Origin of the sequence: Paenibacillus sp. S29 (assembly GCF_049319765.1) — a bacterium.
Classification (GTDB): Bacteria; Bacillota; Bacilli; order Paenibacillales; family Paenibacillaceae; genus Paenibacillus; species Paenibacillus polymyxa_B.
This window is the reverse complement of sequence record NZ_JBMOUI010000001.1, coordinates 306814-329979: the sequence shown is the minus strand read 5'-3', so window position 1 is coordinate 329979 and position 23166 is coordinate 306814. Positions and strand designations below refer to the sequence as shown.

Here is a 23166-nt window from a genome sequence, read left to right as displayed (position 1 = left end):
TTCATTCAGCATCATATTGACCGTCTGACGTTTAGCCCCCCTCACTTGGTGGGTAACTTGTTATATATGAAGGAGGGACGTACATGAAAAGGAACCATACGATGATGCAATTTTTCGAGTGGAATGTCGAAGCTGACGGTTCTCACTGGAAAAAGCTTACCCGCCTGGCGCCGGAACTGAAGGCCAAAGGAATTGACGCGATATGGATTCCACCTGTCACCAAAGGCCAATCGCCCGAGGATACGGGATACGGCGTCTATGACCTTTATGATCTGGGCGAATTTGACCAAAAAGGTGCGGTGCGCACCAAATACGGAACCAGGGAAGACCTGCTGGAGGCTGTTGCCGCCTGTGTTCGCCACGGCGTGGCCGTCTATGTCGATCTGGTCATGAATCATAAGGCCGGCGCGGATGAAACTGAAGTATTCAAGGTCGTCGAGGTTAACCCGGATAACCGCAATGAAGTCATTTCCGAGCCCTTTGATATCGAAGGCTGGACTAAATTTACGTTCCCCGGCCGTCAAGGTCAGTATTCCACATTTCAATGGAACTTTGAACATTTTAACGGAACCGATTACGATGCAAGCCAGGACCGGACAGGAATCTATCGTATTTTAGGTAAAAACAAAAGCTGGAGCGAAAATGTAGATGATGAATTCGGCAATTATGATTATTTAATGTTCGCCAATATTGACTATAATCATCAGGATGTGCGCAAAGAGATGATCCGTTGGGGGAAATGGCTGATAGATACTCTGCAATGCAACGGATTCCGTCTGGATGCAATCAAGCATATTAATCATGAATTTGTACGAGAGTTTGCTACAGAAATGATTAAAAAACGCGGGCAGGACTTTTATATGGTAGGCGAGTTTTGGAAACCGGATCTGGAATCGTGTCAAAAGTTCCTGGATACCATTGATTATAAAATCGACCTGTTTGACGTATCCCTCCACTACAAACTACATAGCGCTTCCTTGGGTGGCAAGGATTTCGATTTAAGCACCATTTTCGAGGATACGCTTGTTCATACCCATCCCCTGAACTCGGTTACTTTTGTCGATAATCATGATTCCCAGCCGCATGAAGCGCTCGAATCCTGGGTGGAGGACTGGTTTAAGCCTAGCGCCTATGCACTCATCTTGCTGCGCAAGGACGGTTATCCCTGTGTGTTCTACGGCGATTACTACGGTATCCAGGGGCAAACGCCCGTGAAAGGCAAGCAGGCTGAGCTAGACCCGCTTCTATATGCCCGGTACCATAAAGCTTATGGTGAGCAAAAAGATTATTTCGATGATCCCCATACGATTGGATGGGTTCGTCAAGGCGTGCCTGAGCTGGAAGGCTCCGGATGTGCTGTGGTGATCACCAACGCAAATGACGGAGAAAAGCGCATGTTCGTAGGCAAACAACGTGCAGGGGAAGAATGGATGGATTTGACCGGACATCACGATCATACCGTAAAAATTGAGCAGGATGGCTACGGCATATTTCCCGTTCGTGCCGGCAGTGTATCGGTGTGGGCACTTCCCGCAGAGGAAGACAGCCAGGAAACAGAAGAAGAGGAAGCGAACGCTTAATCTATACCCAACACAAAGAGGACAGGATGCGAGGAAGCGCCCTGTCCTCTTCGTGTATGGAAAGTCACTCCGTTACCTTGCTTTGGTTGGCCACGGCCTGCTTCTTAGCCTCTACATGACTCGGATCACCGAGATAAAAACGCCGGATAGGATCTATATGCTCATCCAGCTCGTACACCAGTGGAATGCCTGTCGGAATATTCAAATCCAGCAAGGCGGTTTCGTCCAGATTCTCCATATACTTGATTAAGGCCCGCAAAGTATTACCATGTGCAGAAATGATAACTCGATCCTTTTTGAGAATCAAAGGGACAATCCGCTGCTTCCAAAACTCACCGACCCGATGCACGGTGTCCTCCAGGCTTTCCCCAAGCGGCAGCTCTTCTGGCTTAATATTGCGATAACGCTCTTCCCGATGCGGACTCCGCTCGTCCTGCTCATCCAGCATGGGGGGCCGCACCGTCAGACTACGCCGCCAGATATGAACCTGTTCCTCGCCGTATTGCACGGCGGAATCCAGCTTGCTAAGCCCCTGAAGAGCACCGTAATGGCGTTCATTCAGCTTCCATGATTTCTGCACAGGTATCCAGAGATGATCCAGCTCATCCAAGATGTGATACAGCGTGCGGATAGATCGTTTTAGCACAGAGGCGAATGCCAAATCAAACGTATAACCAGCCTCCTTGAGAATACGTCCCGCCTCAATGGCCTCATGAATCCCTTGTTCAGTCAGGTCCACGTCCGTCCAGCCCGTAAACAGGTTTTGTCGGTTATACACGCTCTGTCCATGCCTAACCAGCACCACTTGATACATGCACTCACTCCTCTCCTGTCTGTCTTTATGTTTTACCCAACTTCTATGTATTTAACGTAAAATGCAATTTTTAAACCGTCTATTTAATACAAAAAAGGACGGCATTCAGCCATCCTTTTCTTCTCACCCTGCACTTAGTCCCTCTTACTGAATTTGGCCAACAGATCCAAAATCCGTACATACAGCCATACTAGAGTCACCAGCAATGCAAAAGCACCATACCATTCCATATATTTGGGTGCGCCTTGATCTGCTTGCTCTTCAATAAAATTGAAATCAACCAGCAGATTCAAAGCCGCAATGATCACGATAAATAAGCTAATGCCAATACCCAGCCAACCTGTTTCATGGATATAGGGAACATTCATACCGAAAAAGTTCAAAATAAAATCAACCAGCGTCACCAGAAAAATCGCCATCGTACACAGGACAACGAATGAGATAAAGCCGCGTGTCACCTTGATGATTCGCTGTGTGTACATAAAGAGCATCAAGAACAAGATACCCACGGTCAGCAAAATGGCATTGGCTACAATTCCAGGGTACTCATACTCCATAAAAGCTGAAACGCCACCCAAAGCAAAACCACTCAGAATCCCATATACAGGAGAGAGTAATGGAGCCGTTTTGGGAAAAAAGGATATCGCAAGTGCTACGCCTGCCATACCAATAAAGCCTGCCGTCAGCAAGGATAGCACCTCTACGGTTCCTTCGTAGGTCATGTACCAGGTAATACTTCCAGAGACGATGAGCAGAACCAGCAGAAGCAACGTTTTGTTCACCGTTCCTCCGATGGTCATGCGTTGTTCACTAGCTTCTCTTTCATCTTCGCGCAAAAAGATGTCATCACGTAAAACCGGATTGCTAAAGCTCATACAGGGTACTCCTTTTCGATGTTGTTGTTTGCTATGCTATATGTATATATCGGCACAATATGAAAAAAGTTTCAGAAAATTTCAAACAAAAAAACTCTAACCTTGCCATACGGCAAAGCTAGAGTTAGAGGATCAGGTCGTTACAGGTTAAAAATCAGCTGTCGCAATCTGGATCGTACCCGTAGCTGCTCCAGCTGCGGTAGTCTGCAGAGCAGCTACCAGCAGTAAAGCAACCTCTAACGTGAGGCTGTTAGTTGGGGGGATAACATAAGTGATCACAGGTGCATTGACACGAGTTACGACAAGATCGATCGGTGCCGGACCGTTATTATTAACGGTAATTGTAGCATTCGTGCCACCGTTCAAGTTTTCAAAGTATGATTTACCAATATTAGCTGCGAGAGAATAGAATTGCTGAGGTAAAAGAATCGCCATAGTTTTCACCTCCCTTGCGCTTGATAGTGTATTCTATGCTTCCAATCTACGAGCGTAACGTTAAGTGACTCAGTAATAAGACACAATTTGAAAGACTTATAGATTAACGTACCCTAACCTATGCTAAAAAGGAGTTGCCCTCTCAGATTCTTTGCAGAATCTGCGGACAACTCCTTATTAAATAATAGAAGTATCAGACAGTATAAAAGCAGTTAGCAGGATTGTATGTTGCCTTTGCTTCCTTATTGCACGTCAATGCTCAATTCCTGCAAACCGAAACGAGAAGGCGCTGAAACCTTCACGCGGATATTGCCAGCCTCACCCTTTGTACGAATCCAGAATGCAATACGTCCACCAATTAGGGATAAGCTTGAAGGACCGATCAATTCACCCACTCCCTCGACCTCCACCGAAACAGGATCTGCATAGAACGGCAGGGCATTGCCGTATTCATCCAGAGCATCCACTACTACTCGGGTTACGTCCCAATCGCCAGCTTCCAGTACCATATCATCTGCAGCTACCCGTAGCTCTGTCAGCACCGGATTACGTGAATAGTATTTGCGGATCACTTCTTGCCCGTCTACGTACCCAATGAATACAGCGTCTTCCCACTTCATGCCCCAGTGGCCTGTCAGCTCGTCGATCACGACAGGGGGGTTAGGAAGCGCCGGGTACTTCTCTCGATTCGGACGATAAATACCTTTGCGCTCATGACCGTAGATGAACTCCACCTCATCGCAATTGGTGAACACGACCAGCGGCACGATACCCCCGATATTCCGCTCGCCACGAGACCAGTAAGTGACCGGCTCCATAACGATTTCCTGTTCGACGTTCTTCTGGCTTCGATACACACTGGCTGCAAATTTAGGCAGGCGGAACATATCCATGACACCGTGGTAGCAGATTTTATCACCGGAACCAAAATCAGCATGCGTGTTATAGTCAAAAGCACACCAGCCAATCGCTCCGGCAATGCCCTCATCGGCATAGGAAGCGTTTTGAACCCGCGTATGGCGCAGTGCATGCTCCATTACCCGTTCCTCCTGGTCAAAACGTTTCGTCGGGTACATATGCCCGTTATATTCCGTTACCAGATAAGGGACCGGATGATCCAGCTTTGTAACGAGAGACGGCTGGCGCAAGCCTGTCGTTTCGCCATCTACGCCTTCTGTATCGTCATACGTATCAAAATTGCGGATTTCCTTCGCCAAATATTTTTTGTGCCCACCATCATGAACAAAATCATTTATCGTATATACATCTTCCAGCAGCTCACTGCCTACAATATAACGCACACCACCCGTAGCACGGGTCGGATCTAGCTTTCGTGCCAGCTCATTGGTACGCGTGTACAGATCATGGTCATCCTGCGACTCATTAATTCGTACGCCCCAGATTACAATGGAGGGATGATTTCTATCACGGATAATCATGTCCTCTACGTCCCTCACCGCCTGCTCCTTCCACGCTTCACCGCCAATATGCTGCCAACCCGGAATCTCTTCGAAAACGAGCAATCCGATTTCATCACAGCGGTCTAGAAAATGACGGGACTGAGGGTAGTGGGATGTCCGTACCATATTCAGCCCCAGCTCCTCCTTGAGCACATCTGCATCACGACGCTGCGCTCTTTTGGGCATAGCATAGCCAACGTACGGATAGGACTGGTGACGGTTCAAGCCGAGCAGCTTGATCTTCCGCCCGTTCAAGTAAAAGCCGTCCGTCTGAAATTCAGCCTCGCGGAAGCCAAAGCGCACGGTCACCTGATCCAACTCCTCTCCGCCTCGTAGCAGCGTCAACTTCGCTTCATACAGCTTGGGATCATCTATATCCCAAAGCCGCAGGCCGCCCAGCTCTTTCAGCTCCAGCGTTACTTCCGTCGCCGTCACCGCTGCCAGCTCGGTCTCCGCCTTTACGCTCGCTCCGTCCAGCAATTGCAGCACGACCGTCAAGTCGTCCTGCTGATCGCCGATGCCCTCCAGCTCCACGACCACACGCACCGCCTTATTTGCCGCAAGCGGCTCCGGTGTCTGAATGAATATCGTTCCAAGGTGTACAGGCTCCACTATTCGCAGCTGCACTTCGCGGTAAATACCGCCATAGGTCAGATAGTCAATGACTGCCCCAAAGGGAGGGATGTCGTCCCGTTCCGTGGAATCGACAATGACTGTGAGCACATTGGAGCCGCCATACTCGGCAAGTTCGGTCAATTCAACGCTGAACGGTGTATATCCACCTTTATGCTCCCCCGCTTTTACCCCGTTTAGATATACCTGGGCATAGGTCATGACTCCTTCAAAATCAACATACACTCGCTTACCTTTGGCATCTGCCGGAATGTTCAGCTCTCTTTTATACGTAGAAATAAACTGAAATGCCTTGTCGTCAAAATAATTATACGGAAGCTCTACATTGGTGTGCGGCAGCTGAATTGGCTCATACCGACCTGCATCAATGCCTGCGCTTATTTCGCTCTCGACATATTCAGGAAGGTAAAACCATTGGTCATTCAACGGCAAAATAGTACGCATGGGCAGTCACCTCAACCTTTTATTTTCCATTCTTATACCATAGTAAAACATTTGAGTAAAAATAACGAGTAAAACTTAGTAAAATAAATATAGGTTCAATGTAAGCATTTACAAGACAATTGTCAATCCATTTTTGTATCTTTTCATACCAAAAACAGCCCCAGAAGGCGGGGCTGTCCAAATCCATAGCGTCAATTTTATTTGGCATCGGTATGCAGCGGCGCACTGCTGTTGCGAATCATTAGCTCGGTCGGAATGATGACCTTGCGCCCCACCTCGTTTGCACCGTTGCGTACCGTATGCAGCAAGAGCTGAACGCCCGTTTCTCCCATCAGTTCGGTATGCGTTTTGACTGTTGACAGAGATGGGGTCAAATATTCCGCTGTCGGAATATCATTGAAGCCAACAATGGAGATACGTTCCGGCACCGCAAGGTGATGCTGCTCCAGCGCCTTCAACACCCCAATAGCCACCGAATCGCTCGCGACAAAGAAGGCTGTAGGCAGGTTTTCTGGTCCTGCCAGAATAGCCGCTTCCATCGCACGGAAGCCGTCTGCCGCTGTTCCTCCGCACACATGAATATCATCCGACGTGCATAGCCTATGCTGTTCCTGATACCGCAAAAACGTCTCATAGCGGGCATCTAGCTCGACTTGTTCGGAATCATGGGACTGCTCATCCTTACCCATACCTACATATCCGATGTGACGATGGCCCGCGCCCATCAAATAATCCAGTGCATCAGCCGCAGCGTGAGCAAGGTCAATGACCACATAGTCTGCCCCTGTACGCTCTACCGGATGATCCAGAAAGACGCAAGGAATGGGCAGTTCCAGCATACGTTTTACCTCTTCACTGCTAAAATGCCCCAGCACGATCAGTCCATGTAGCCCTTCGGATAATGCCCTCAGTGTAGTTAGGTCCTCTCTTCTGAAAATACGCTCCAGCTGCGCCCCACTTTGGCGGCACTCTTTTTCCACGCCAAACCGAATAGATAGATAATAAGGGTCTTCCAGTTCCTCGTACGCACTAAACCAGTGCACCATACCTAACTGGATGGGTCCCTCTGCCTTCTTGCGGGGCTGACGACCAATACCGCCATTTTTACGTTTAACCGTCGTATATTTCATGCGCTCGGCAACCTCAAAAATTTTACGCCGCGTTTCCTCTGATACAGACAATGTTTCATCATAATTCAGCACTCGGGAGACCGTGGATATCGAAACCTCTGCCTCCTGGGCGATATCTTTTAACGTAGGCATTGCAGACTCCTTTAATCGTTTTACTCTATTTTTACTTTTATTTTACTATTATCTTACTCGTCTCCCCTGTGCAACACAACCCGTCATTCCTAAAAGGGTCAACCATTTTTTTCATATTATAAGCCTAATCATGATAAAATACGTACCATAATAGAAATGACACTAAGGAGGATACACACATGAAACAGGAACTGATTGACCGCCTGACTACATATGTTCAGGTAGATACCCAATCTGATGAAAGCAGCCACACTTGCCCCACTACACCCGGACAGCTCACATTGGGCAACCTCTTGGTGGGCGAATTGAAAGCCATTGGTATGACAGACGTAACTATTGATGATAATGGTTATGTGATGGCGACCCTTCCTTCCAATACGGATAAAGAGGTTCCCATCATCGGTTTTCTCGCTCACCTCGATACGGCTACCGAACTGACTGGCGCAGGGGTAAAGCCGCAATTGACGGAGAACTATGATGGGGGCGATATCACGCTGAATGCTTCGCTTGGTGTGGTTCTTTCTCCACGTGAGTTTCCCGAACTAACTCAATATAAAGGCCACACCCTGATCACAACAGATGGTACCACCCTGCTCGGTGCAGACAACAAAGCCGGGATCGCAGAAATCATGACAGCTATCCACTACCTGATTGACCATCCAGAAATTCAACATGGCAAAATTCGCGTTGCCTTTACACCGGACGAAGAGATTGGAAGAGGACCGGAACGCTTTGATGTATCCGCTTTTGGCGCTGAATATGCCTATACGGTAGACGGCGGACCGCTCGGAGAACTGGAGTATGAGAGCTTTAACGCCGCAGCTGCCCATATTACCATTCACGGTGTGAATGTGCATCCCGGTACGGCTAAAAACAAAATGATCCACGCTGCCAAAATCGCTATGGAGCTGCACAGTCGGTTACCTGCAAACGAAGCCCCAGAATATACAGACGGATATGATGGCTTCTATCATCTCTTGGAGTCTACAGGCACGGCAGAACAAGCTAAGCTATACTATATTATCCGTGATTTTGACCGCGAGAGCTTTGAAAACCGGAAAGCTTATTTAACAAATGTAGTCAAAGAGCTGCAGGCCGCATATGGAGAAAACCGTATTGCGCTGGAATTGAGAGATCAGTATTACAACATGAAAGAGAAAATAGAGCCAGTCAAGCATATCGTCGATGTCGCTTATGAAGCAATGACAAAGCTGAATATCGAACCTATTATCAAGCCGATTCGTGGCGGTACAGACGGTTCACAGCTATCCTACATGGGACTGCCAACCCCGAATATTTTTACAGGTGGGGAGAACTACCACGGTAAGTTTGAATATGTGTCGGTGGACAACATGGTACTTGCTACCAAGGTCATTGTGGAAATCGCACAACTGTTCGAGCAACGCGGCAAGTGAACTACCTATACACAGCACTGACACGTTAAGATTAAATAGAAGGCATATCGTTCCGTAATGGAAACGGTATGCCTTTTTTTCTGAAGCTTTCATTTCCCTTTAAATTTTCATCTTTATAACTTTTATCCGTCTTTAGACCGACAACTATATACGAGACTATAAAAAATATATCTAGTAAAGAAAGGTAGGTTATCTATTTGAATACAATAGATGCATTAATTGCAGCCATTCCCTACATACAACAGATTATGCGTGAGAAAGTGACTCTTGCTCTCTTCGACCGCACTCATGTCCTTATGTATACCCAATCGGAGGGTATGGACCTCGGCTTTGAAACGGGCTCGGAGCTGCTCGAAGACTATAAAGATTTTGCCATGCTTAAAAATGGACGTGAGCCCAGCCTGACCCACATCCCTGCTGAAATTCTAGGGCTTCCTCTTGATATGATCAGTATTCCTGTATTTGACGAGAAAGGTGAAGTCATCGCAGCATTTGCGGCCTCTTATAATTTGACTAACAAAAATCAACTGGATCAAATCGTATCCGAGAACCTTTCCATCACTGAGCAGCTCATTGATATGGTACAGCATGTGGCGGCTCATTCCGAGGAGCTTCAGGCAACCAGTGAACAGATTTTGAAAAACACCCAAATCGCCGTACAAAACTCGGGTAAAATCAATCAGGTAGCTGTGTTCATCAAGGAAATTTCCGATCAAACCAACCTGCTTGGATTGAATGCAGCGATCGAGGCCGCGCGTGTCGGAGAAGCAGGGGCAGGCTTTGGTATCGTCGCTCAAGAGGTGCGCAAGCTATCCGTAGAATCCAAAAAGGCGACGGTCGATATTGAAGGAGCCCTTAAGGATGTACAGAACTCCATGCGTCAAATGGAGCAGGAAATTGAGCAAATTGTTTCTTCTTCTCAGGAGCAGGCGACTCTGGTAGGCTCTTTCACTGAAGTGATGGAGCGTATGCAAAAGGCGAGTGAAACGATGCAACATCTGGCCAGTCACCTGACTTCGTATGTCGTAAAATAAATCTTGGCATAAAAGAGGGGAGCACACTGATCGCAAATGCGTAAAAGTGTGCTCCTTTTATGTACAAAAGCCCTATCGGGCTTGAAGGTCTAATTCTGACTCAAGCAGTATAAGAAAAAACACCATGATTTGAAGGAATTACAGGGTCTAACCCTCCCAAAATATTTCCCACCGGAAGAGCAATACTAAGAAACGCCAAGACCATAGTTACCGAGATTAATGCCTTTTTCATTATGAAGCCCCCTTAATAAAATGGTTTGGTATTGCTCTCGCTGTGATGGTGTTGCCAAATCTCGATAAGTCTCAAACAGAGCAACCAGTGTCCTGAAATCGGCATCCGCTTCTACACTGGCAGAGAATTGCAGAGAATCAAGGACATAATTTAAGGCAACAGAGTACTGCTTCTTCTTGAAATGGTAAATGGCCAATTGGTTGACCAGTTTTAAATAATATACGCGGTTTGCTCTATCTTCATAACCTTCAAATATCTTAATATCATCGGCAAAATCGTTCAGCAGGTCGTCTATATTCCAATTATTCAGGTTAGCTGCTTCGGCAATACCAACCAATCCTGGAAGTAGCTCCTCGTCATTGTCGTGAAGAAATTGAACGTACTCAGGCAAAAGTTCCCTTCTCCCCGAAAGTAATTCAATCGTAAATAAATTGGCCTTGGCGAGGAAACGGAATCTCTCTACTTCTTCGTGACCGCTCTGATCCAGCCCTATAAACCAACCCATTTCGCTATACTTCATAATATAGTTTCTGGCTTCCTCATACTTGCCCATATTCTGATAGTAAATAGATTTCGCCAAATAACTGTAAGCATAATAAAACACTAGCGGGTGTTTGGTGTCCAATGTCTCATACTTGCCGTCTGCAGCATTTCTCAGTTGGGTGTGATACAGGTTTTCAGCCAACGTATGCAGATAGTCTGCTACTTTGTTCGCTTCATCCCAATCATTATGTGTGTAGCTGATTCTAAACAACTCACAAGCTTTATCGAGTTCGTGGCTGTCCGACAACAAATAAATGGCTTCCCTTTGGTTCAGGACCTCTTCCACTAAAACCCGCCTCCCTATCCTGAAAATTGCGATTACCCCTTAGCACAGCGGCTACTCTTCAGGGTAGTTATACTCTTAGCCTCCATTTTTTGTATACCATTATATTACAAATATAGTCAAAACCTAACTTGAAGTCAATTCAATCATCACTACCTTCTTTTTTTGCAACCTTACATTGCTGTGTACGGTTATCGGTTATGAATAGTCGACTCCCCTTATAGAAATAATGCTAAAAGAAAACAAAATGTAGGCTCTCTCATGGATGGTTTTTATGATGCTATAGTATCGTGGGGGTAACTACGTTACGAATTAGTGCGTACTTTTCAACCGGGTAGCTGGGCCTTACAATCAAACCTGTGCATGAAACTAAAGTATAGATTGATACTCAACAGAGCATGTACCTGTTCATCAAAATATAAATTCACTTAAGGAGTGAAGTTAATAACATGGAACTTCAATTGGCTTTAGACTTAGTAGATATCCCGCAAGGGATTGCATTGGTAAAAGAAGTAGAGTCGTATATTGATATCGTAGAAATCGGTACGCCGATTGTCATCAATGAAGGACTTCATGCGGTAAAAGCAATGAAAGAAGCATTCCCGAATCTGAAAGTGCTGGCTGACCTGAAGGTTATGGATGCAGGGGGCTATGAAGTGCTAAAAGCTTCCGAGGCTGGGGCAGATATCGTTACGATTTTGGCTGTAGCTGAAGATGCAACAATCAAAGGCGCAGTAGAAGAAGCGAAAAAACAAGGTGGCAAAAAAATCTTGGTGGATATGATCGGTGTTAAAAACCTGGAGCAACGTGCGAAAGAAATCGACGCTCTGGGCGTTGACTACATCTGTGTGCATACAGGCTACGATCTGCAAGCTGAAGGACAAAGCCCGTTCGAAGCACTGCAAACCGTCAAAAAAGTCGTGAAAAACTCCAAAACTGCTGTGGCTGGCGGTATTAAGCTGAGTACATTGGCTGAAGTCGTAAAGGCTCAACCGGATCTGGTTATCGTCGGCGGTGGTATCACTGGCGAGGACGACAAAAAGGCTGTAGCTTCCCAAATGCAACAGCTCATCAAACAAGGTTAACCCCAATGGAAACCTCTCAATATTTATCTGAGGTACTCAAGGAGCTACAATTGGTTCCACAATTGATCAGTGATACGGAATCGGAACAGCTGATCCATTCCATCGCCGTTGCCAATAAGGTATTCGTGGCAGGTGCGGGCCGCTCAGGGTTCATGATTCGCTCGCTGGCAATGCGGCTGATGCATATGGGAATTCAAGCTTACGTAGTCGGGGAAACCGTAACTCCCGGTTTGGGCGAGGGCGACCTGCTCATTATCGGTTCAGGCTCTGGTGAAACCAAAAGCCTGATCTCCATGGCAGAAAAAGCAAAGAAACTCGGAGCCTCTCTGGCGCTACTAACCACTTCTCCCGGTTCCACCATTGGCAAACTGGCCGATATCATCGTCAAGCTGCCTGGTGCGGCCAAGGACCGGTCCAACAAGGACTACCAGACGATCCAGCCCATGGGCTCATTGTTTGAGCAAACCCTGCTGTTGTACGGTGACGCATTGGTACTCAGAACGATGGATCTGCGCAAGCTGACCTCCAAATCTATGTTTGGTCAACACGCCAATTTGGAATAAAAGTGCACTCCTTTACGATAGCAAAGCAGGCTGTTCTTTACATGTCACATGTGAAGAACAGCCTGCTTTTATGCTTGTATAAGGCGACGTTCGATACAGCATAGAATAAGGCAAAACAAGCCCGGCATGTATTCAAACCATTTATTCGTTGTTCCCTGCTGGCAACGACGGGACTTTGGACGGATCAGCAAGTGCCCAATAGGCATATTTGGCCTTTAACCGTTCGTCGAATAGTAGCGGTTTATCCAACCGGGCTATCGGAAACGTGCTGAGCCACGTATTTCCATCATCCGTACCCCAAATCGTCACATTGCTGATATGTTCCTGCTGTCTTGAAAACATATCGAACAGCGCCCGATAGCGGTGAGCCTGCCGGATGAGCATAGATTCTGGAATCGTTTCATAGCGATCTGTGTCATTGGAATAAAGACCCATATCCAGCTCGGTAATTTGATTATCCAGACCAAGCGAAGCAAACTTCTCTATGGACTGCTCAATCTCGCTAATAGCGGGAAACTCCAGGCGGATATGCGATTGGTGACCTACCCCGTCAATCGGTACACCTTTAGCGAGCAGATCACGTACCAAATTGTACAGAAAATCCCGTTTCTTCGGCTCATGCGTGTTGTAATCGTTAATGAATAGCCGTGCGTTCGGACCCGTCGCTTCCCTCGTGACACGGAATGCTTTTTCAATATAATCAGTACCGGTAATCTGATACCATTTGCTGCGGCGCATGCCGTCCGGTTGATCGGGATCAATGACCTCATTCACCACATCCCAATCGGTGATGACATTTTTATATCGGGCTGCAACAGCGCGTATATGCGTCTCCAGCCGATCCAGCAAAAGCTTTTTATTCTCAACAGTCGGCGTCATCGGCTGTCCATTCTTATCCTTGAACATCCAATCCCCAGTTTGGTTATGCCACACCAAAGTATGGAAGCGAATTTCCAGTCCATGCTGTCTAGCAAACTGCACAATTTGGTCTGCTTCCTCCCAATGGAACTGTCCCTCGGACGGTTGTAAGGAGATCGGCTTCATCGCATTCCCTGCAACGACGCTGTTAAAATGCTTCTGTACCAACTCTCCGTAAGCCCCTTCGGTCTGGAAAGCTTCAATCGCCGTGCCAATGCTAAACTGTCCCCCATATAATCCATGCAAAGAAGGAATGTCCTTTTCAATAGCCAGCGGTGGTACAAGTGACAGCTCGAAATCATCCATATAAAAGGAAGACGTTCCTTCTGCCGTTTCCAAATACATGGAAACGGTGTCTGCATCATGCGCGAGCGTATACATACCAGACAAATGCATCCATCCCCCTGTCGTAGTAGCCGTGTCGCCTACAACAGTTTCATACGCACTATCCCCTTGGTGATCACGCTGTACGCTGAGCCTCACCTTGGCAGGCTGCTCACCCGGCGCCAGCTTCACCCAGGCACTGACCGTATATCGGCTGCCCTTTTGCATCGTAGCAGTCACATCCAGCTTGGGTCCGGCATATGCCTTTTGTCTGCCTGTTGTCAGCAGACTGTATGAGCCGCTTCGTGCATCGGCGTCCGAAACCTGCACGGTCTCATCTCCCATACGGGACACCCATCCTTGAGCCGTACCATCTTCAAACCCGGATACGATACCATTGGCCGGCTCCGGTGGCGTCTTCGATACCTGTGTTATTTCTATCTCATCCACATAGTAGGCCTGTGCGGGATTCGAGCTTTCCACATACAGCTTCAATGCATCCATCCCCCCGGTAAAAGTATATTTCCCCTGAAGTTTGATCCACGATGTATCCGCCGTCTCTGTCTGCGCTACCGTCTTCCATGTCGTAGTCCCGCCTGTCGGCTGCTGCTCCACTGTAAGTTTAACCATGCTCGGAATCGCAGAATGACCATCCAGCTTCACATAGCCACTAATTTCATACTCCACATCCGGCTGCAACAGCGACTTCACATCCAGCTCCGCCCCGTTCCAAGCCGCTGTACGAGCGGTTGCCTTCAGACTGTGCGTGCCGCCATATGCTGCTTCCGTGACGGATGCAATTTGGGTATAAGTTCCTCGGGGCTTCCAGCCATCGCTGTTTCCTTGCTCAAATCCATACGTTCCAATGGTCTTATGGATACTACCCGCCGATAGCACCATATCGGAAACGGGCGGGGAATGTTCTATAGACGGAGCTGCCTTCGCCACAGACGCTCCCCACCAACCGACAGGCGATAACAACAGCGCTCCCGCCAGTACCAGACAAAAAGGCTTAACCCAACATGACCGCAAAGCAATCCCTCCCGTACTCCAATTTTTTGGAATTGGTATTTGGCACCATTGGTTTTCATTTACTATCCTTTGACACCGCCCAAGGTCATACCCTTCACAAAGTATTTTTGCAAAAAGGGATACACTAAAATAATAGGCACTGAAGCGACAATCGTCATCGTGGCCCGAATCGAGGTAGGCGTGACCGACTTCGCCAGATTTTCCGAACCAGCGAATTGGCTCGCATAGTCCTGAGCGTTAACAGACGTGTTAGAATTTTGCAGTATTTTCATCAGCTCATATTGAAGAGTGCTCCATTGCTCATATGATGAATTGTACAAAAACACATCGAACCAGGAATTCCATTGTGCCACCGCTGTAAACAGCGACACCGTCGCCAGTACGGGAACACACAGCGGCAAAACGATGCGCATAAAAGTGGCAAACTCCCCAGCCCCGTCAATACGCGCCGACTCCAAAATCCCTTCCGGCAATCCCTCAATAAAGGAGCGAATGACAATCACATTAAACACCCCAATCAATCCCGGCACGACATACACCCAGAAAGTCCCCAGCATCCCAAGCTCACGAATCAGGAGAAAGTTCGGAATCAATCCACCGCTAAAATACATCGTTAAAATAAAAGCAATCGAAACAAATTTGCGCAGCACATATTCCGGCCGGCTGATCGTATACGCCACCATCGCGCAGCAAAACACCGAAGTCACTGTACCCACAACTGTACGTAATACAGAAATCAGCGTAGCATGGAAAATCGTTGCTTCCTTGAACACAAATTCATAATTACTCCACGTAAATTCACGCGGCCACAAATAGATCCCGCCCCGAATCGAATCATTCGCTTCATTTAACGAAACCGCCAGCGTATTTAAAAACGGATACAGCGTGAACACCATCAGGCAGAGCATAAACACGATATTGCACGCATCAAAAATTCGATCTGAGGGGGCCCGAAATCGCCCGTGTACGGCCTTCCCTTTGCCCATGACTTCCGCTCCTTTCTAAAAAATAGTTTAGGCATTTGGATCGCGCACCCTAATTCAACTAATTGTTATTGGAGCTTGTTGGTGCTGTTACTTGGAACTGTTATTTTGAGTGGTTATATTAGTGGCGATTGGAGTTAACCTTGGTGAAATATTATTGGTACTATAAGAAGTCATGTTTTAGTTCGTTTGATAAGGTTTTGATGAGGTCAGCGAAGCGGCCTGCTAAAAATCCACTGACTTGCACCTGTAGTATGCATGAGCATGCGCCTTCTGTTACCACCACCACTAGCACAATCCTAAAAACAAGCGATAGCGAAGCTGAGCCAGCTACCATGACGCATTTACCCAAGGAAGCGCGAGTCACGCGCCTTCCTTAAGCTCTCCCCTGCCCCTACCCTCAGTTCTTAAAAAAGTGACTTTACGGCGGGTAGCAGCGGAGCGGGCGGAATTGTTCTGAAGAAGCGGAGCGTTCGCCTTTATCCCCGGATTTTAACCTATGATCTTTATTCCAATAAGAAAATACGGGGATAACAGCGATCGGAAGAACAATCCGCACGCGAAGCGGCTGTCCCCCCACCATAACTCACTCTTCTTTCAGAACAATCTCTCCTCCCCTAACCGCTTCGCAATATGATTGGCGCTAAACAGTAAGATGAAGCTGACCACCGTTTTGAACATCCCAGCAGCAATGGAAAGTGAGAAATTACCCATCTGAATACCATATTTCAGCACGAAAATATCCAGATTCTCCGAGTAATCCACGTTCATGCCGTTGCCCAGTAAGTATTGCGGCTCAAAGCCGGATTCCAGTAAATTGCCAATGTTCATAATGAGCAGGATGATAAATACAGGCTTCAATCCCGGTAATGTCACATGCCAAATCCGCTGAAAACGCCCTGCTCCGTCCATCTCGGCTGCCTCATACTGCGAGGGATCAATCATCGTCATCGCAGCCAAATAAATGATGGTGTTCCAGCCGACATTTTTCCATACCTCCGATGCACCGAGAATGCCCCAAAAATAGCTTCCCTCGCCCAGCCACAGAATAGGCTCCTTAATCAACCCCAGCCACATCAGCACCTCATTGACGATGCCGCCATCCGCAGACAGCGCCGTACTAATGATGCTAGCCGCGACCACCCACGAAATAAAATGTGGCAGATAGCTGACCGTCTGCACGACCCGCTTGAACATGATCTGACGAAGCTCATTCAGCAAAATCGCTAATGTTATAGCAGTGACAAAGCCCAGCACCAGATTAATAAAGCTCATCGCCAGCGTATTGCGCATGACCCGCAGAAAGTGTTCATCCTGAAATAGAAAATGGAAATGTTTTAATCCGACCCATTGCTGATCGAGCAACTTGCGGGCAGGCTTAAAATCCTGAAAGGCAATCGTCCAACCCCAGATGGGCAAATACTTGAAGATGAACAGCCAGATTAAAAAAGGGACGGACATCCATACCAGTGCCCGTTGCTGATTCAGCTTGTGCATAAATCCCCTAAAGCCGGTTCGCCGCGAGGGCGGCAAATGATCCGAGGAGATCGTGACAGGTGGCGGTGACGAGTGGCCCATAGCTGCTTCCTCCTTTATTTTTTACCGGGATTTTCGATTTTTTTGGCAACCTCCTTCGTGATCAGCTCCTCATACGCCTTTACATCCAGCTTGTTGAATTCAGTGGTGTATTCATTCCAAATCGCATCAAACTGCTCCGGTGCAGACAGCACCAAACGCGGGAAATATTTGCGCTGTAGGTCTCCCTTCTTTTGCTGGAAGAGCTGCGCAGTTGAGCCTTGAGCAATCGGAATACTCCAGGCCGGATACCATGGGCGCTCGTCAGGTGCGGAAAACATTTGCGAGAAGGACTCTACACCATAGACTTTTAGTAGCTTTTTATCTCCCTCGGTGTAGGACATACGCGCAACCTCAGGCTGCCGTCCGGGGCCAACCGAGTTGCCGTCAGGCAGGGTAGAACCGCTACCGTATCGCGGCCAACTGTATTCAAAATATTTGAACCCAAATGATTCGCGGAACGCGTCCTGACCAGTCTGCTTAATTTGCTCCTCAGTCCGGTAAAAGCGTCCTTTTTTATCTACATCATAGGTTTCTCCCTTGATTCCCCAGTTGGATAATATCTGGTTTTCGTCCGTCAGCAGGTTGTCAAAAAATTTGATGATACGCACCGGGTCCTTGGCACTGACCGTAATTCCTATGCCTCGGTTATTAACGAATGATGAAGGATCAATGTACTGATCCTTTATATTCTGGTCGTATACAACAGGCAGCCCTATATACTCCATATCATCATTGCCCGATTGCTTGGAAGCCTCTTGCAGATTATTCAGGGCCTGCCCCGCCTGCCAGCGGTAGTCGAAAAAGCCCAGCACCTTACCCGAGGTCAGCTTTGCCAAATATTGATCGTAATTGTCCACAAAGGACGATTTATCAAATAGGCCCTCTACATTGAGCTGATTTAGCTCTTTCAGATACCGCTTTGTGATTTCCATATCTCCATAATCCGTGGCCCGGTGTGTTTTCATATCAATAATCGTGCCGCCATCATTCGGATAGCCTGCCAGATGCATCGGCGCGTTCGTAAGAGCATAAAACCTATCCTGCGTGGTTAACGCTAGGTACCCAGTCAAGCCCTCATCTGCATGCTTTTTCGCATAGTTACGAATCAGAGCTAAGTACTCGTCAAGTGTTTTGATTTTTGGATATCCCGCTTCTTTTAATACCCTGCGTTGCACCCAAAAGGCTCCTTGCTCTAAGTTAGGCGCAGGTAAATAATCGCCTACCACCGCACTTAGCGGCAGAAAGTAAATGTTCCCATCCTCCGCCCTCATCAAGTTGTAGTACGGTCCATATACACGCTTAATATTTGGTCCATATTTGTCGATCAAATCATTCAGGGGAATAAAAGCCCCGGCATCCAGCAGCTTATCGATCGTGCCATCCGGTACTATCACATCCGGATAATCGTTACTGGCAATAAATGTACCGATCTTCGTATTGGAATCACCCACCAAATGCTCCAGCTTCCAGTTTACCCCCGTCTGATCCTCCAGGATTTTGCCGATCCGCGTTTCATTGGTATTAGTGTCCCTCCCCGCAGTGGCATTAAAATACGTGAATGTGACCTTCTCCTTGCTATCTCCTGACGCCGGCTCCTTGCCCGAGCTCCCTGAGCAAGCAGCGATCATAGACGCCATCATAACCATTACCAGAGTGATGATTCCGAACCTTTTGCTTGTCATGCCAGACCCTCCCCTTTCGCCCTCTTTTGTCGATTGTGTGTGAATATCGTGCGCACGTACCTCAAGCACTGAGAATCCCGCACACCCTAAATTGTAAGCACTTTCATTTTATAAAATGCTGTTCATTTCGTTCACCTGTCAATCTAAAGGTGTTACTTAGAAAACTATAGGTAAAGGTCCTTCAAAGCAAAATAGGTACTGCTCTCCACCTCACTCCCGATCCGCAGGAATCCTAATTCGAATCTCCGTACCCTCGCCGGGTGCACTGCGAATGGCAAGCTCAAAGCGGCTCCCGTAGTAAAGTTTAAGACGATATATGACATTTTGTAGACCTATACGCTCACCCATTTCTTCCTGCCTTTGCATGTAACCATACAAGCGTTGTACCTGTTCCTCAGACATGCCCACCCCATCATCCCGAACCGTTAGAATCAGTTGTCCTTCCTCATGCTCAAAATGAATCTCAATGCGTCCTCCATGCTTTAGCGGCTCAATGCCGTGGATACTTGCATTTTCAACCAGTGTCAGCGCGACCATTTTGGGAAGCATATTGTCCAAGTCTTCAGAGCGCGCCTGCACTTCGTACTGTATTCGCTCACCAAAGCGATATTGCTGAATTTCCAGAAAACAACGGATCAGCTCCAGCTCCTCCCGCAAAGTAACCCGATCCTTGTTCCACACCAGCGAATTGCGGAAAATCCGTGCCATGTTATGAATAATGCGCGCTGTCTCATCCTCATGCTTCATCAAGCTCCGCATGCGAATCGTCTCCAGTGCATTGAACAGAAAATGTGGGTTGATCTGGCTGTGGAGTGCATTCAACTGGGCATGTCTGCGCTGAATTTCCAGATTTTTTCGCTGTATATCGGCCATATAGACATCGTTAATCAGTCGCTTTATTTTCAGCGTCATCCGATTAAACTCCCCTGTTAATTGCCCGATCTCATCTCTCGACTCTGTGCCGCGAATCAGCTCAAAATGCTGGTTTTTCACCTTCTTCATGTGCTTTAAAATACGATGAATCCTCACGTTCAACGAACGTGTAATCCAAATAATGATTAATGTAGGCAGCAGCATATTTACACAGGTTAACAAGAGCACAAAATTGCGGGATTCCTGCATTTCATACAGCACTGCATCTCTCGATACCGCAGCCACAATGCTCCAGCCATTCAGATTGCTCGTAAGCACATAATTCGTCTTGAACTCCATGGTGTCCTCGGGCAGCTTGAGAGTGTTATAGGCTACATGTTTGTGGTTTATATCCACTTTGGGGTCCGTTGTATATTCGATTTCCCCTCGTTCGTTCAGCAGAAAGAGACTTCCCTGCAAATTCAGGTTATTGAAAATCTCTCGAATGGACGACATTCGCAGTTCTATTTTCAGTATTTTTTCACGACCATTTTGGGAATAAAAGTAGTTCATCCGCCGAATCAGGCTAAAAGGGTACACCTGTTCACCTGTACTGTCATCGGTACGTACAAATATAGGCTTGGACTGGCGTCCAGGCGAGATTTTGGTATACCAGGGCAAACTTCTGACTCCCTCATCTATAAAGCTGATTCCCCCGGAATTCAGCAGCGTTGAATTATTGGTGTAGATCGTAATTCCACCTACGGAATGGTATGCAGGACTGTAAGTGTTGTTCAAGATATGACGTAAATAAGAGTCATAAGCGGCGATATAGTCAGCAGGGTGGGGATATGTTTTTTCCAATACCTCATTGAGCTGATGATCCGTATAAAAGATAGACGAGATTTCCATCGCATCTTCAAATTCACGGTAAAATTCAATTTTAATCTGTTCCAGTGCGCGCGAAATATCCTGCATACGCTGTTCCTTCACGTTTTGCGAGGTGACATGGTAAAAAATCAGATTGGTCAGCACTACAGGAGTGAAAACACAGAGAAAATAAAGCAGCAGCATTTTATCTCGCAGTCGTACATGATCAAGAGTCATTCTCAGCATCTTCATTCGCCGGCCCTCTCTGACTCGTTGCCAACAATCAGGCTGTTGCGGTATTCGCTTGGTGTGGCATGCGCCATCTTTTCAAACTGGGTAACAAAATAGTCTGAACTGCCGAAGCCCACGCGCTCAGCAATTTCATAAATTCGCAGATCCGTCTGCCGCAATAAGCGTTTCGCCTCCTGAACGCGCAATTTCAGCAGAAATTCGTTAAAGTACACACCATACGTTTTTCTGAACAATTGACCGAGGTATACCGGGTTCATGTAAAAGCGAGCCGCAATACTTTTCAGGCTTATATTCTCGGCGGCATGCTGCTCAATGTAAGCACGGATGTGCTGGATGCCTCCCTGCTGACAATCCTTGCGCAGAACCCCAATATACCTTCCACTTTCCTCTGCAAAAGCTGTAAACAATCGCTGTAGTTCACCCAGGGACAGGTTCATGTCCTGCCAGTTCATCATCGGTTCTAGTGACTGAAGTGAGCGCTCATCTCCCTGCATGTTTTGAATGACCCGAACGATACTAAGTACGCACTGATGCAGACTCATTTTCATAGCTTCAGGAGCATAACACTCCTCCCGAAAGCTGCTAAATAAATAATCCACGGCCACACGCAGCTCATCCAACCGCAGTTCCTCAACTTGTTCCGTCAAGCGATCCAGTACGTCCTGAGGGATGGTCTTATAGTGAAGTGGTGGCATTTCCTTCTGTAGATATACAACAATACCGCCATGGTCATAAATGTATTTATGGAGCACTGCCTCCTTCGCACAGGCATAGGACTGCTGGATATCCTGCAACCGATTCACAGGCTTTCCTGCATAAATGAAAACTCGACTTCCCAGCTGATCTTTTAGTGTCTTCATCCCCTCTATCTCGCGTTGTAGCGCTTTCATAAAAACTTCGACCTTGCCTTCAAAACACTCCAAAAGGAAGTCCGGTACGATAAGACCAATCCGGTTACGATGCTCATGAACATAGAGAGGGTACTTGCCATCCATTAAACGATGAAGCGCTTGCTCTATAAGCTCCCTGAATTGGAAAAGCGATAGCATGATATTATTGTCACCGGAGCGCCAGGGATGTTGGTCATTCAGCTCGACGAGTACATAGTACATATAAGTGGCTTCCCCAAGCCGTAGCTGCTGCTCCCACTGTGTCACCACTACATCATCCACTGGGTTCATCATCACAGTCTCTAACAGCCCACCTGCATGGTGATTCTGATATCGTTGCACATTCTGCTGTTCACGATGCAGTCTTTCACTCAGCTTGCGCAATGTAGCCGAAAAGTCACCCTCATCAATCGGCTTAAGCATAAAATCATGAACCCCATAGCGGATTGCCTGCTGCGCATAAGCAAAATCACTATAGCCGCTTAAGATAATAAACGCGGGATGTTCTGTACTCTGTTCGAGCACAGACCGAATCAGCTCTAATCCGTCCAGCACAGGCATACGAATATCGGTAATGACCAGGTCCGGGTGAATACGGCTGATTAGCTCCAGCGCATCCTCACCGTTATCAGCTTCTCCTACGACTTCAAAACCACAGGCTTGCCAATCCATGAGTTGAAGCAGCCCTTTACGAGTAAAGGTTTCATCATCCACCACAATGGCTCGATGCAGCTTCATAACACGCTTCCTCCTTTTGAAGTATGCCTATTTTATTATTTTGGTTAACTATTCCAATGATCTCAGTCACTATGGTAATGTAAAACATCAGGAATTGGAAATTTTCGTTACGCCTATTATATGACGAATAGAGGGGTGCAAAGCATGTGCACGCCAGCGGCCAAGCCAAAGCAGCAAATATACAAAAAGGAGACGAATCCCTGAATAGGGGTTCGTCTCCTCAGAGTGTCGAGAAAGTCCAGAGGACTTTTCGACACTTCTATTTTTATATGGGGAGACGCATCTTTTAAAACAAAAATCGATTTAAAACGATCTGAGGACCCTAGTTTTTAGACCACTAAGACAGTTTTAAACCCCCTGCAAAAAAACAGGGGGTTTCTCGACAGCCT

The 23166-nt window shown here is 47.2% G+C and carries 17 protein-coding genes; 5 read left to right on the top strand and 12 right to left on the bottom strand.

The features are described 5' to 3' along the window. The first annotated feature begins 83 nt into the window (after nucleotides 1–83). A complete protein-coding gene (locus ACL9RM_RS01490) occupies nucleotides 84–1580 on the top strand; it encodes an alpha-amylase (RefSeq protein WP_250266917.1) in 1497 nt (498 codons plus the stop codon). Between the two features lie 64 nt (nucleotides 1581–1644). On the opposite strand, the gene gpmA is transcribed toward ACL9RM_RS01490, so the two are convergent. The 5 genes from gpmA to ACL9RM_RS01465 form a co-directional block, all read right to left on the bottom strand. Further along, entirely contained in the window at nucleotides 1645–2394 is a 750-nt protein-coding gene (gpmA, locus tag ACL9RM_RS01485) for a 2,3-diphosphoglycerate-dependent phosphoglycerate mutase (protein ID WP_250266918.1), read from the bottom strand. 134 nt (nucleotides 2395–2528) lie between these two features. After that, on the bottom strand, nucleotides 2529–3269 hold the full coding sequence (locus tag ACL9RM_RS01480) for a Bax inhibitor-1/YccA family protein (protein WP_250266919.1): 741 nt from the start codon (nucleotides 3267–3269) through the stop codon (nucleotides 2529–2531). A gap of 147 nt (nucleotides 3270–3416) precedes the next feature. Further along, a complete protein-coding gene (locus tag ACL9RM_RS01475) occupies nucleotides 3417–3704 on the bottom strand; it encodes a hypothetical protein (RefSeq protein WP_414126104.1) in 288 nt (95 codons plus the stop codon). Between the two features lie 242 nt (nucleotides 3705–3946). Beyond that, on the bottom strand, nucleotides 3947–6241 hold the full coding sequence (locus ACL9RM_RS01470; protein ID WP_250266920.1) for a glycoside hydrolase family 2 protein: 2295 nt from the start codon (nucleotides 6239–6241) through the stop codon (nucleotides 3947–3949). Nucleotides 6242–6438: 197 nt separating this feature from the next. Continuing rightward, entirely contained in the window at nucleotides 6439–7503 is a 1065-nt protein-coding gene (locus ACL9RM_RS01465) for a LacI family DNA-binding transcriptional regulator (RefSeq protein WP_250266921.1), read from the bottom strand. 179 nt (nucleotides 7504–7682) lie between these two features. On the opposite strand from ACL9RM_RS01465, the gene pepT reads away from it, so the two are divergent. Then, nucleotides 7683–8918 carry a peptidase T gene (pepT, locus tag ACL9RM_RS01460; protein WP_250266922.1) on the top strand — a complete coding sequence of 412 codons (1236 nt, stop codon included), beginning with the start codon at nucleotides 7683–7685 and terminating at the stop codon, nucleotides 8916–8918. 197 nt (nucleotides 8919–9115) lie between these two features. After that, entirely contained in the window at nucleotides 9116–9952 is an 837-nt protein-coding gene (locus tag ACL9RM_RS01455; RefSeq protein WP_069290645.1) for a methyl-accepting chemotaxis protein, read from the top strand. 185 nt (nucleotides 9953–10137) lie between these two features. Here the strand turns inward: ACL9RM_RS01455 and ACL9RM_RS01450 are convergent, their stop codons facing one another. Beyond that, on the bottom strand, nucleotides 10138–11013 hold the full coding sequence (locus ACL9RM_RS01450; protein WP_250266923.1) for a DNA-binding protein: 876 nt from the start codon (nucleotides 11011–11013) through the stop codon (nucleotides 10138–10140). A 446-nt stretch (nucleotides 11014–11459) separates the two neighbouring features. Between ACL9RM_RS01450 and hxlA the strand changes: the two genes are divergently transcribed. Together hxlA and hxlB are read left to right on the top strand one after the other, a co-directional pair. Continuing rightward, nucleotides 11460–12095, top strand: a complete 636-nt coding sequence (gene hxlA / locus ACL9RM_RS01445) for a 3-hexulose-6-phosphate synthase (RefSeq protein WP_013312540.1) — start codon at nucleotides 11460–11462, stop codon at nucleotides 12093–12095. 5 nt (nucleotides 12096–12100) lie between these two features. After that, complete coding sequence (gene hxlB / locus ACL9RM_RS01440; protein ID WP_250260134.1) at nucleotides 12101–12658, top strand: 6-phospho-3-hexuloisomerase; 558 nt, start codon at nucleotides 12101–12103, stop codon at nucleotides 12656–12658. Nucleotides 12659–12799: 141 nt separating this feature from the next. On the opposite strand, the gene ACL9RM_RS01435 is transcribed toward hxlB, so the two are convergent. The 6 genes from ACL9RM_RS01435 to ACL9RM_RS01410 form a co-directional block, all read right to left on the bottom strand. Beyond that, on the bottom strand, nucleotides 12800–14932 hold the full coding sequence (locus ACL9RM_RS01435) for an endo-1,4-beta-xylanase (RefSeq protein ID WP_250266924.1): 2133 nt from the start codon (nucleotides 14930–14932) through the stop codon (nucleotides 12800–12802). Between the two features lie 62 nt (nucleotides 14933–14994). Beyond that, a complete protein-coding gene (locus ACL9RM_RS01430) occupies nucleotides 14995–15918 on the bottom strand; it encodes a carbohydrate ABC transporter permease (RefSeq protein WP_103047237.1) in 924 nt (307 codons plus the stop codon). Nucleotides 15919–16512: 594 nt separating this feature from the next. Beyond that, the gene (locus ACL9RM_RS01425) at nucleotides 16513–17493 is read right to left on the bottom strand and encodes an ABC transporter permease (RefSeq protein WP_250266925.1); all 981 of its coding nucleotides are present in this window, start codon (nucleotides 17491–17493) and stop codon (nucleotides 16513–16515) included. Between the two features lie 14 nt (nucleotides 17494–17507). Next, a complete protein-coding gene (locus ACL9RM_RS01420) occupies nucleotides 17508–19175 on the bottom strand; it encodes an ABC transporter substrate-binding protein (RefSeq protein ID WP_250266926.1) in 1668 nt (555 codons plus the stop codon). 210 nt (nucleotides 19176–19385) lie between these two features. Continuing rightward, nucleotides 19386–21149: a sensor histidine kinase gene (locus tag ACL9RM_RS01415; RefSeq protein ID WP_250266927.1), complete on the bottom strand. Its 1764-nt coding sequence runs from the start codon at nucleotides 21147–21149 to the stop codon at nucleotides 19386–19388. After that, entirely contained in the window at nucleotides 21146–22777 is a 1632-nt protein-coding gene (locus ACL9RM_RS01410) for a response regulator transcription factor (RefSeq protein WP_250266928.1), read from the bottom strand. The genes ACL9RM_RS01415 and ACL9RM_RS01410 overlap by 4 nt, the downstream gene beginning before the upstream one ends. Nucleotides 22778–23166 lie beyond the last annotated feature (389 nt).